The 10,525-nt window shown below is 70.0% G+C and carries 12 protein-coding genes; 9 read left to right on the top strand and 3 right to left on the bottom strand.

What is annotated here, in order from left to right; translation table 11 throughout:
• The 5 genes from Q0C81_RS10115 to Q0C81_RS10095 all read left to right on the top strand — a co-directional run.
• Window positions 1-421, top strand: a 421-nt coding sequence (locus Q0C81_RS10115; protein WP_291837104.1) for a DNA-directed RNA polymerase subunit alpha C-terminal domain-containing protein, incomplete at its 5' end; no start/stop codon positions are given.
• 108 nt (window positions 422-529) lie between these two features.
• A complete protein-coding gene (rplQ, locus tag Q0C81_RS10110) occupies window positions 530-949 on the top strand; it encodes a 50S ribosomal protein L17 (RefSeq protein WP_291837102.1) in 420 nt (139 codons plus the stop codon).
• A 72-nt stretch (window positions 950-1,021) separates the two neighbouring features.
• On the top strand, window positions 1,022-1,402 hold the full coding sequence (locus Q0C81_RS10105) for a DUF4180 domain-containing protein (protein ID WP_291837100.1): 381 nt from the start codon (window positions 1,022-1,024) through the stop codon (window positions 1,400-1,402).
• 72 nt (window positions 1,403-1,474) lie between these two features.
• Window positions 1,475-2,344 carry a hypothetical protein gene (locus Q0C81_RS10100; protein WP_291837098.1) on the top strand — a complete coding sequence of 290 codons (870 nt, stop codon included), beginning with the start codon at window positions 1,475-1,477 and terminating at the stop codon, window positions 2,342-2,344.
• 100 nt (window positions 2,345-2,444) lie between these two features.
• The gene (locus tag Q0C81_RS10095) at window positions 2,445-2,921 is read left to right on the top strand and encodes a GNAT family N-acetyltransferase (RefSeq protein ID WP_291837096.1); all 477 of its coding nucleotides are present in this window, start codon (window positions 2,445-2,447) and stop codon (window positions 2,919-2,921) included.
• Window positions 2,922-2,924: 3 nt separating this feature from the next.
• Here Q0C81_RS10095 and Q0C81_RS10090 read toward each other — a convergent pair whose 3' ends face one another.
• Together Q0C81_RS10090 and Q0C81_RS10085 are read right to left on the bottom strand one after the other, a co-directional pair.
• Window positions 2,925-3,797 carry an ABC transporter permease subunit gene (locus Q0C81_RS10090; protein WP_291837093.1) on the bottom strand — a complete coding sequence of 291 codons (873 nt, stop codon included), beginning with the start codon at window positions 3,795-3,797 and terminating at the stop codon, window positions 2,925-2,927.
• Window positions 3,787-4,698, bottom strand: a complete 912-nt coding sequence (locus Q0C81_RS10085) for an ABC transporter ATP-binding protein (protein WP_291837091.1) — start codon at window positions 4,696-4,698, stop codon at window positions 3,787-3,789. Before Q0C81_RS10085 ends, Q0C81_RS10090 begins: the two co-directional genes overlap by 11 nt.
• A 99-nt stretch (window positions 4,699-4,797) precedes the next feature.
• Between Q0C81_RS10085 and Q0C81_RS10080 the strand changes: the two genes are divergently transcribed.
• Complete coding sequence (locus Q0C81_RS10080; RefSeq protein WP_291837089.1) at window positions 4,798-6,039, top strand: ectonucleotide pyrophosphatase/phosphodiesterase; 1,242 nt, start codon at window positions 4,798-4,800, stop codon at window positions 6,037-6,039.
• Here Q0C81_RS10080 and Q0C81_RS10075 read toward each other — a convergent pair.
• Window positions 6,036-7,433, bottom strand: a complete 1,398-nt coding sequence (locus Q0C81_RS10075) for a serine hydrolase (protein ID WP_291837087.1) — start codon at window positions 7,431-7,433, stop codon at window positions 6,036-6,038. The genes Q0C81_RS10080 and Q0C81_RS10075 overlap by 4 nt on opposite strands.
• A gap of 77 nt (window positions 7,434-7,510) precedes the next feature.
• On the opposite strand from Q0C81_RS10075, the gene Q0C81_RS10070 reads away from it, so the two are divergent.
• From Q0C81_RS10070 to Q0C81_RS10060, 3 genes are all read left to right on the top strand, one after another.
• Window positions 7,511-8,347, top strand: a complete 837-nt coding sequence (locus Q0C81_RS10070; protein ID WP_291837085.1) for an AraC family transcriptional regulator — start codon at window positions 7,511-7,513, stop codon at window positions 8,345-8,347.
• A 61-nt stretch (window positions 8,348-8,408) separates the two neighbouring features.
• Window positions 8,409-9,725: a TCR/Tet family MFS transporter gene (locus tag Q0C81_RS10065; RefSeq protein ID WP_291837083.1), complete on the top strand. Its 1,317-nt coding sequence runs from the start codon at window positions 8,409-8,411 to the stop codon at window positions 9,723-9,725.
• A 69-nt stretch (window positions 9,726-9,794) separates the two neighbouring features.
• Window positions 9,795-10,525, top strand: a 731-nt coding sequence (locus tag Q0C81_RS10060) for a trypsin-like peptidase domain-containing protein (RefSeq protein WP_291837107.1), incomplete at its 3' end; no start/stop codon positions are given.

Here is a 10,525-nt window from a genome sequence, read left to right as displayed (position 1 = left end):
GGTGCTGGAAGTCGAAACCAACGGCGCCGTCTCGCCGGTTGACGCGGTGGCCTACGCCTCGCGCATCCTGCAAGACCAGCTGCAGATCTTCATCACCTTCGACGAGCCGAAGAAGGCTGTGGAAGCGACGGACGGCAAGCCCGATCTGCCGTTCAACCCGGCCCTGCTGAAGAAGGTCGACGAGCTGGAGCTGTCGGTCCGCTCGGCCAACTGCCTGAAGAACGACAACATCGTCTACATCGGCGACCTGATCCAGAAGACCGAGGGCGAAATGCTTCGCACCCCGAACTTCGGCCGCAAGTCGCTGAACGAGATCAAGGAAGTTCTCGCGACGATGGGCCTGTCGCTCGGCATGGATGTGCCGAACTGGCCGCCCGAAAACATCGAAGACCTGGCCAAGAAGTTCGACGACCAGATCTAGTTTCAACCCTCCGCCCATGACCCTTTCGGGATCGCGGAGCGGTTAGAATGATAGAGCCCCAGGTCCACGCGGTATCGTGGAAACCAGGGTTGAGTAGGAGAGACCCCGATGCGCCACGGCGCCGCCTATCGCAAGCTCGGCCGCACGGCCAGCCACCGCACCGCGATGTTCGCCAACATGGCTGCGTCGCTGATCAAGCACGAGCAGATCACGACGACCCTGCCCAAGGCGAAGGAACTGCGTCCCTTCGTCGAGAAGCTGGTCACGCTCGCCAAGAAGGGCGACCTGCACGCTCGCCGTCAGGCGATCAGCCAGGTTCGTGACGTGCCGCAGGTCGGCAAGCTGTTCGAGACGATCGGCCCGCGCTACGCCGAACGCAACGGCGGCTACATCCGCATCATGAAGGCCGGCTATCGCCACGGCGACAACGCCGCCATGGCCGTGATCGAGTTCGTCGATCGCGACGTGGACGCCAAGGGCCTGGACTCGGGTCCGGTCTATGAAATCGAGGGCGACGACGAAGCGTAAGCTTCCTCGTTGGGGCACTGAAGAAGGCGGCCGGTGCGAACCGGCCGCCTTTTTTCTTGGACGGGGTGCGGCATGGCCGACGAAATGACAACGCTGGGCGGCCGCACGGTCTTCCTGTGCGACGCCGCCGGACCGCGCGTCACCCGCGAGGCCGACGCGCTGGACCTGATCGGCGGGCTGTGGGGCCTTGAAGTGGACTGGCTGGTCTTGCCGACGGCGCGGCTGGGCGAGGACTTCCTGCGTCTGCGTACGGGCCTGGCCGGGGCGGTGATCCAGAAATTCGTCACCTATCAGGTCCGGCTGGCGATCGTCGGCGACCTCTCGGCCGAGGTCGAGGCCAGCGACGCCCTGCGCGACTTTGTGCGCGAGTCCAACGCCGGCCGCCGGGTGTGGTTCGTTCCGGACCTGGCGGCGCTGGAGGCCCGGCTGACCGCCCAACCTGACGGAACCTGACCTCGCGCCGCCGACCGTTTGGACCGGAGCGGGGCTCTGGCAGGCTGGGCGGACACGTAAGGAGAGTCCCGGATGCGGAACCGTCTTGTCGCCCTGGCGGCCGTGCTGGGCCTGGCCGGCTGCTATCCGGTGCAGAGCCTGCAGTACGACCGCCCCGACGCGCGCCGGGTGCTCGATCACGTCCGCAAGGGGCAGGCCTATCGCGCCGATCTGTCGGACGGGCGCGCGGTCGAGCTTCAGGACGCGGTGACGGCGGGCGATCTGATCTGTTCGGCGCGTCTGGAGCCGGCCTGCTTCCCCGCCGCGACCGTGATCCGGCTGGAAACCCGCGAGGTCCCGGACGCGCCGTGGTGGGCCTATGCGGCGGCGGCGCCGATCGCGCCCTTCGCCCTGGCCGGCGCGGCGGCCGACGGGCTGGACCGGGTCCTGACCGGCGGGCCGCAGACCTTCTCGGCCTCATGGGCTGCGGACGCCCTGCCCGAATACAATCCCTGCATCCGCCATGTCCGCCCGGAGGCGGATGGAAGCTGGCCGTCGGACCAGCATATCCGCGCCGACCTGTACCGGCGCCGGGCTGCGCTGGGCGGCGGCTGTCTGGTGCGGATGGGGGCCGAGTATGCCTATCCGGTCGCCGAGCGGCGGCGGCTGCATCTGACCGGTCTGGCGCGGCGGCGGTTCGAGGCCTTCGCCTGCGTCCGGGCGAGGCCGGAGGCGGAGACCGCGGCGCCGAAGGCCTTCGTGCCGACTGGAGGGCTGCATACGGAAGGCCGCGCCGTGGACTGGCCGCGCGACCTGGCCGCCATCCTGCGGGATCCGGCGACCTTCGCGGTGACGGCCGACCTGACCGAAGCCTGTGCGGCGGCGGGCGGGGTCGCCCTCGACCTGTCCGCGGCCACGGCCCGGGCGCGGGAAGGCTGGCCCCTCCCGGCCGAGGCCGGCTGACACGCCGCCAAATTGTCGCGCCCCCAAACTGTCGCGCTTGTACGGAAGGGGGCTTTTCCCGTCCGCTCCCGCTTCCCAGATGGAAGGCAGGGAGACCGCCATGCCGACAGCCGACGCCGTGATCACCATCGAGACCTTCCGCCCCGACCACGCAGCGACGTGGCGGTCCCTGAACGAGGATTGGCTGATCGCGGGCGGCTATGTGCTGGAGGCCAAGGACCAACTGGTGCTCGGGGACCCTCAAGGGGCGATCCTGAGCAAGGGCGGCCACATCTTCATCGCCGAGCAGGACGGGACGCCGGTGGGCTGCTGCTCCTTGATGGCGATGGACGACGGCGGCTTCGAGGTCGGCAAGATGGCGGTGCTGGAGCACGTACGCGGACTGAACCTTGGCTACCGCCTGCTGGAGGCCTGCGAGACGGCGGCGCGGGCCGCCGGGGCGCCCCGCCTCTATCTGGAAACCAACACGGCCCAGACCCACGCCATCGCCCTGTATCGCCGCTTCGGCTTCACCGACCTGCCGCCTCGGCCCAGTCCCTATGCCCGGGCCGATGTGTGGATGGAAAAGCGGTTCTGACCGCTACTCCTTGGACAGGTCCTGCCGGTTGAACCAGGCCAAGGCGCCGGCGAGCGGAACCAGGGTCCACAGGGTCATGCTCAGCACCGACTTCAGCAGCATGCCGTCGGGCAGGGGCGGGGCGCCTTCGGGCTGGATCACGGCCAGCTTCAGGGCGTCCATGGCGGCGCCCGGGTTCAGCAGGACCGACAGCCAGGCGTCGGGCATCACGCCCATCGGGGCCAGGATCTGGGGCGTGAAGAACTGGGCGACTCCCACCACCAGCGGCACGAACAGGGCGACCAGCAGCGAACGCGTGACCACGGCGGCCAGCATGCCCATCATCGTGAACTGAACGATGCGCAGCCAGCTGAGGCCGAAGCCGGCCAGCAACTGGCCGAACAGCTCGCCGGTCAGGCCGAAGGTGAGCGGACGGGTGAAGACGCTGGCGCGGATCAGGGTCTCGAACAGCCCGCCGACCAGCATCAGGCCCATGGCCGCCAGGGCCAGCATGGCCGTCACGGCCAGCTTGCCCAGCAGCAGGTTGGCGCGGCTGTTGCGGGCGCTGATCAGCCGCCAGGTCTCCCAGCGGTAGTCGCCGGCGTAGATCGTCGCCGCGCCGATCAGGACGAACAGCAGCAGGGCCGGGTTATCCAGCTTGCCGGCGTTCTCCGCGATGGACTCGACCACATTGATCGGGGTGGAGGACATCAGCTCCAGCACCTGCGGCGGCATCTTGGTGTCGGACGTGATCTTGGCCTCGCTGGCCTTCATCACGAAGATGCCGACGGCGCCGAAGATGAGGCCCATGACCGGCACGAAGACCGTGCTCCACAGCAGGGTGGTGCGGTTCTTCAGGAGGCGGAAATTCTCCGCGCGAATGGCGTCAGCCAGCATGATCGGCCTCCGGGGTCTGCACGGAGCCCGTCTCGGTGAAGAAGATGGCTTCCAGATCGGTGCCGACCCAGCGCGCCTCGTGGATGTCGACGCCCTGTTCGACCAGGGCGCGGATCAGGGCCGGACCCTCGCTGCGCTTGATGTCGGCCAGGACGGCGTCGCCGTCGCGGGTCGCCGCGACGCTGAGCCCGCTCAGAACCTTCTCGATCGGCGTGCCGACCAGCCGCAGGCGTTCGCCGATGGCGGTCAGTTCGCCGACCGCGCCTTCGCGGACCAGCTTGCCCCTGTTCAGGATCGCCACGCGGTCGCAGACGCGCTGGACCTCGAGCAGCTGGTGGCTGGCCAGGACGACGGTGACGCCGTCCTCGGTCGCCAGCGAGCGGATCAGGGCGCGCATTTCCTGGATGCCGGGCGGGTCCATGCCGCTGGTCGGTTCATCCAGGATGACCAGCTCGGGGCGGCTCATGAGCGCCGCGGCGACGCCGAGACGTTGCATCATGCCGACCGAGAAGCCGCGCACCTTGCGGTCCGCCGCCTGGGTCAGGCCGACGCGCTCGAGCCAGTAGGGAATATCGGTCTCGCCGCCGACGCCGTGCTCCAGCGCCAGCCAGCGCAGGACCTGGCGGGCGGTCATGAAGGGCGGGAAGCGCGGGGTCTCGATCATCGAGCCCATGCGGCGCATGGCGCCCACGTCGCCGACACCGCCGCCCATCACGCTGGCCGTGCCGTCCGTCGCGCGGATCAGGCCCAGCAGGATGCGGAACAGGGTCGACTTGCCGGCGCCGTTGGGCCCCAGCACGCCATAGACCCCGCCCTTCGGGATGGTCAGGTCCAGCCCGTCGAGGGCGCGCACGGATCCGTAGGTCTTGGTCAGCCCACGGGTTTCAATCACAGCGTTCATGGAAGGGAGCTTGGCCGCGTGGACCGCCCGAGGCAAGGCGTTGTGGTGCTGTCGCAGATTAAGCTTAGGCAATCTCCGTCCCTTCCGCGGAGCTCCAGTATGGTCTTGCGTCCCCTGTTCCTGCTCGCCCTCGCGGCCGCGCTGGCGGCCGGTCTGCCGGTGCACGCCCAAGCCCCGGCTCCGGCGCAGGCGCCCTATCGGCCCGTCATCCTGGTCGGCATCGACGGGTTCCGCGCCGACTATCTGGAGCGGGGGCTGACCCCGACCCTGTCACGACTGGCGGTTGAGGGCGTCCAGGCCGAGGGCGGCATGCGCCCGTCATGGCCCAGCGTGACCTTCCCGAACTTCTATACGCTGGCGACCGGCCTGCACCCGGACCACCACGGCCTCGTCTACAACACGATGACCGATCCAAACCTGCCGGGGCGGCGCTTCTCGCTGGGCGCCCGGGCGGAGGTCATGGACCGGGTCTGGTACGACGCCGCCGAGCCGATCTGGGTGACGGCCGAGAACGCCGGCCTTCGCACCGCCACCCTGTTCTGGCCGGGTTCCGAGGCGCCGATCCGGGGCGTGCGGCCGACCTACTGGCTGCCGTTCGAGCAGACGGTGCCGTCGCTGGCGCGGGTCAACATCCTGCTGGCCTGGCTCAGCCTGCCCGAAGCGGAGCGGCCGCAGCTGGCCACCCTCTATTTCAACGTGCTGGACACCGCCGGGCACGAATACGGCCCCGACGCCCCCGAGACCAATGCGGTGCTGGCCGATATCGACGCCGCCATGAAGGCGCTGGTGGACGGGCTGGAGAAGCAGGGGATCGAGGCGGATCTGGTCATCGTGGCCGATCACGGCATGGCGCCGATCTCGGGCGAACGGGTGGTCTTCCTCGACGACAAGGTCGACGCCGCCGCCTTCAACGTCATGGGCCACGGGCCTGTGGCGACCCTGGATCCCGTCGCGGGCCGCGAGGCTGAGGTCGAAGCCGCCCTTCTGGGCGCCTCGCCGCACGTGGAATGCTGGCGCAAGGGCGATATCCCGGCCCGGCTGGTCTACGGAACCAACCCCCGCATCCCGGCCATCGTCTGCCTGGCCGAGACGGGCTGGATCATCGGCACGCGTGCGCGGGTCGATCCGGCCCGGGTTCGCGGCGGGGCGCACGGCTTCGACAACCAGGCGCCCGAGATGCGCGCCCTGTTCATCGCCCATGGACCTGACCTGGCGCAGGGCGTCCGCCTGCCCGAGATGGACAGTGTCGACGTCCAGCCCCTGTTGGCCCGGCTGTTGAACCTCCCGGTCCCGGCGGGCGACGGCCGTGCGGCGGACACCGAGGCCGCGATGGCGCGCTAGGAGGCCGTCCGGCGAAAGACGAGAGCCTCGACCCGTCGTCCGAAGCTGACCGTCAGCCTGTCCCCGTCCGCCTTCAGACGCAGCGGCCCGGTGACCACCTCGCCGTCGGCGCCCGCTCTCAATCCGCCCCAGTCCTCGGTGATCGGCTCGGGCGACAGGGGAGAGCGGATCGTGACCCGGACCCCGTCCTCGGCCGGGCGGATGTCATAGTCGATGCCTGTCTCCGCCGAGGTCCAGCGCCCGACCAGGCCGGCGCGCGCGGACTCGGACGCCGGCTCCGGCGCCGGACGCGGTGCTGATGGCGCGGGCGGCGAGGGCGCCGTCGCGGGGACACCCAGAAGCGCTTCGGCGATCGCGCCCGGATTCACGTCGGTGCGGTTGCACAGCACGATCGCCCCGACCGCCGTTTCCGCCTGCCGGACGTATTCCGCGCGGAAGCCCTCCGAGCCGCCGTCATGGCTGAGCCACACGACGCCGTCGCGGTCTTCCAGCCCGACGCCGGCGCCGTACGGCGTTCCGAATTCGGGCAGGACGGCGACCGAGCCGTCGGTCAGACGGCCGGGCTCGACGAACAGGGCCTTCACAGTCGCGGTCCACGGCCCGCGGCCGGCCCGGAAGGCCGCGTCGAAGCGGGCCAGATCCTCCGCCGTCGTGACCAGACCGCCCGAGCCGGGAAGGGACGGCTGGTCGTCCGCGATCCGGAAGCTTCCATCCCGGAGCCGCCGGTAGCCGTGGGTGGTCAGGCCCTCGGCCGCGAAGCCGGTCCCGGTCATGCCCAGCGGGGCGAACAGGGTCTCGCGCGCATAGTCCGCCAGGGTCCGGCCCGACACCCGCTCCACCAGCTGCGCCAGCATCAGATAGTTGCCGTTGGAATAGGCGGCGCGGCTTCCCGGGGCGAAGTTGCCGCTGTCCAGCCCGCGCATCATCGCCAGCGTCGAGTCCGGCGGCGCCTCGCTGAGGCGTTCGATCCCCGACAGCGCCATCAGGATTGTGTGGTCGCGCACGCCCGCCGTCTGGTTCAGCAACTGCCGCACCGTGGCCCCCTGCAGGGCCCCGGCCATGTCCGGCAGCCACCGGGCGGCCGGTGCGTCCAGCTCGATCCGGCCCGCATCGACCAGGGTCAGGACGGCCAGGGCGGTGAACTGCTTGGACGCCGAGGCGATGAGGAAACCCGTGCGCGAGGTGATCGGCGTTGCGGCCTCCAGATCGGTCAGGCCCGCCGCGTCGAACCTCGGCCCGGCCGGATCGAGCACGGCGACCGCGCACCCCGGCTGAACGCTTTCCCGCATCGCGGCCAGGGGATCGCGGGAGGCCGCGAAGGCGTCGCCCGGCGAGACGCCGGTCACCACCGTCATGGCGGAGACGCACAGCAGTCGGTCGAGGGATCGGATCATGGGCGGCGTCTCCGGCTGGATTGACGCTAGCGCCATCCCCGGATCATCTCCTGTACAAATCGGAACCGGACAAACCCGTGCTGGCCCTGCCGCCGTCGCCCAGGATGGAGCTCACCTCGCGGGCCGCGTCGCCCGACCTTCAGCCGTTCGTCTTGGCCTTCGTCGAGCGGAAGGACCTGACCGCGCTTCAGGGCATGCGGGAACTGCCCGTGCCGGCCCCGCTGATCCAGATCATGCTGGGCGCCGATGTCCACCTGACGGACGGGACGGCGGCGGCGACCGCGCCGCGCGTGGGCCTGTGGGGGCCTTCGTCCACCACGCCGTGGTCCCGGACCGAGCAGCCCATGCACGCCTTCGTCGCCGTGCTGACGCTCAGGGGCGCGGCGGTGCTGGCCCGGGCGGCGGAGGGGCCGATCGCCGACCGGCGCATGGATCTGGACGCCCTTCTCGATCCCGAAGCGCGGCGCGGGCTGTCCCGGATCGTGGAGGCGCCGACGGCGACCGACCGCATCGCCGCCGCGGAGGCCTGGCTTCGCGTCCTGATGGGTCGGGCGGGAAAGCCGAACCCCGCGGAGGCGCTGATGGACGCCATGCTTCAGCACCGCATCCGCGGCCCCGTCGCCGGAATCGCGGGCGGATGCGGCATTTCCGAGCGCGCGCTGCACAAGCGCTGCCATCGCCTGATCGGCTGGTCGCCCAAGCGCGTGCTGCGGATCGCCCGCCTTCAGCGCCTGCTGCGCACCCTGCATCCCTCGCCCTGGCTCTCGGCGGGCGACGAGGACGACGCCCGTCTGGAATACGCCGACGACTCCCATCTGGCCCGCGACCTGATGGATCTCACCGGCCTGACGATCTCGGCCTACCGGGCGTCGAAGATCGCCAGCCGCGACCGGCTGGTGCACACCCTCATCTGATCGCGAGGCGCCGCACCGGTGCGGATGGCGTCCGGACGCCCGGAGCGCTATCCACCGGGGCATGAACGCCCTCAACGACCTGAAAGTCCGCCGCGCCGCCATCGCCTTCATCCTGGTGACGGCGGTGCTCGACGTCATCGCCATGGGGATAATCATCCCCGTGCTGCCGCAGCTGGTGGTCGAGTTCGTCGGCTCGAACGCCGATGCGGGCTGGATCAACGGCGTCTTCGTGGCCCTGTGGGCGGGGATGCAGTTCATCTGCTCGCCCATCATCGGCTCGCTGTCCGACAAGTACGGCCGCCGGCCCGTCATCCTGATCAGCTGCGCCGGGCTGGCGCTGGATTATGTGCTGATGGCGGTGGCGCCGAACCTGTGGTGGCTGGCGGCCGGGCGGATCATCGCCGGGATCACCTCGTCCAGCTTCACCACCGTTTTCGCCTACATGGCCGACATCACCGCACCGGAGAACCGGGCCAAGGCCTACGGCCTGATCGGTGCGGCCTTCTCGGGCGGCTTCGTGCTGGGTCCCGTCTTGGGCGGCTTCCTGGGCGAGCTGGGTCCGCGCGCGCCCTTCTGGTTCGCCGCCGTCCTGTCCGGCGTGGCCTTCCTGTACGGCCTGTTCGTCCTGCCCGAGAGCCTGCCCCTGGACCGGCGGATGCCGTTCAGCTGGAAGCGGGCCAATCCGGTCGGCGCCCTGATCCTGCTGAAGCGCCACGCCGAGCTGACCGGGCTCGCGGTCGTGAACTTCCTGCTCTACTTCGCCCACCACGTCTTCTCGGCGGTGTTCGTGCTGTACGCGGCCCTGCGCTACGGCTGGGGCCCGGTGCAGGTCGGCCTGCTGCTGGCGCTGGTCGGTCTGCTGGACATGGTCGTGCAAGGGGTCTTGGTCGGGCCGGTGTCCAAGCGGCTGGGCGAGCGTCCGACCTTGGTGCTGGGCCTGTTCGGCGGCACCATCGGCATCTGCCTGATGGGATGGGCCCCCACGGGCTGGGCCTTTGTCGCCGCCATGCTGCCCAACGCCCTGTGGGGCCTCGCCATGCCGACCCTGCAGGCCCTGATGACCCGCCGCGTCGGCGAGGACGAGCAGGGCCAGTTGCAAGGCGCCAACAACAGCGTCGGCGCGATCGCGGGCGTCCTGTCGCCGCTGTTCTTTGGCTGGGTCTACACCCATTCCACGGGCGGGCATTTCGACAGCGTGGCGCGCTGGATCGAGAGCTGGGCCGGCCATGGACCGGCGTCGCGTCTGCTGGTCGGCGGCCTCTATGATCCCGGCCTGTCCTTCTACATCGCGGGGGCGGTCCTGTTGCTGGCCGCCGTGATCAGCTGGATCGTGGCGCGGCAGGCGTCGCGGACGGAGGCGGCCGAGGCGCAAGCCTAACCGCCTTGATCCGGCCCGAAATCCGGAGCGGAATAGGGCGTGTCCTTCCCTGACCAGCTACGGATGACGATGAAGACCGGCTCTCTCGCGCTCGCCCTCGCCCTCACGCTCGCCGCCTGCGGACAACCCAACACCTCCAAGGCCCAGGACGGAGTCTTCTCCGACAACCGGGTCGTGCCCGGCGACGCCACGGCGGTGAAGTCCAGCTTCGCCCCAGTGGTCCGCGCCGCCGCCCCCGCCGTGGTCAACATCGCCGCCCGGGGCGTGCAGCAGGTCCGCGATCCCTTCTTCGGCATGCCGGGCCAGCGCGAGACCGGCTCGGTCGGCTCGGGCGTCATCGTGCGGCCGAACGGGGTGGTGGTGACCAACTATCATGTCGTCAACGGCATGAGCTCCATCCGCGTGATCCTGAACGACCGGCGCGAGTTCAACGCCCGCGTGGTGCTGGGCGATGAACGCTCCGACCTGGCCGTACTGCAGCTGGAGGGCGTCAACGAACGCCTGCCGGTGCTCAACATCGACGACCGCGAGGAGCAGCAGGTCGGCGATCTGGTGCTGGCCATCGGCAATCCGTTCGGGGTCGGCCAGACGGTCACCAACGGCATCATCTCGGCCCTGAACCGGACTGAGACCAATATCTCCGACAGCGGCTCCTTCATCCAGACCGACGCGGCCATCAACCCGGGCAACTCGGGCGGGGCGCTGGTGGACATGGACGGCGACCTGATCGGCATCAACTCGGCGATCTTCTCGCGCTCGGGCACCTCGTCCGGCGTCGGCTTCGCCATCCCGGCCTCGAT

The sequence above is a fragment of the Brevundimonas sp. genome, from assembly GCF_023259385.1.
Lineage (GTDB): Bacteria > Pseudomonadota > Alphaproteobacteria > Caulobacterales > Caulobacteraceae > Brevundimonas.
This window is presented reverse-complemented; position numbering and strand designations above follow the sequence as displayed.

Coding starts and splice junctions, on each gene's coding strand:
- Q0C81_RS10065 (WP_291837083.1), top strand. CDS start 8,409: ATGAACGCCCTCAACGACCTGAAAGTCCGCCGCGCCGCCATCGCCTTC.
- Q0C81_RS10085 (WP_291837091.1), bottom strand. CDS start 4,698: ATGAACGCTGTGATTGAAACCCGTGGGCTGACCAAGACCTACGGATCC.
- Q0C81_RS10105 (WP_291837100.1), top strand. CDS start 1,022: ATGGCCGACGAAATGACAACGCTGGGCGGCCGCACGGTCTTCCTGTGC.
- rplQ (WP_291837102.1), top strand. CDS start 530: ATGCGCCACGGCGCCGCCTATCGCAAGCTCGGCCGCACGGCCAGCCAC.
- Q0C81_RS10075 (WP_291837087.1), bottom strand. CDS start 7,433: ATGATCCGATCCCTCGACCGACTGCTGTGCGTCTCCGCCATGACGGTG.
- Q0C81_RS10100 (WP_291837098.1), top strand. CDS start 1,475: ATGCGGAACCGTCTTGTCGCCCTGGCGGCCGTGCTGGGCCTGGCCGGC.
- Q0C81_RS10095 (WP_291837096.1), top strand. CDS start 2,445: ATGCCGACAGCCGACGCCGTGATCACCATCGAGACCTTCCGCCCCGAC.
- Q0C81_RS10090 (WP_291837093.1), bottom strand. CDS start 3,797: ATGCTGGCTGACGCCATTCGCGCGGAGAATTTCCGCCTCCTGAAGAAC.
- Q0C81_RS10080 (WP_291837089.1), top strand. CDS start 4,798: ATGGTCTTGCGTCCCCTGTTCCTGCTCGCCCTCGCGGCCGCGCTGGCG.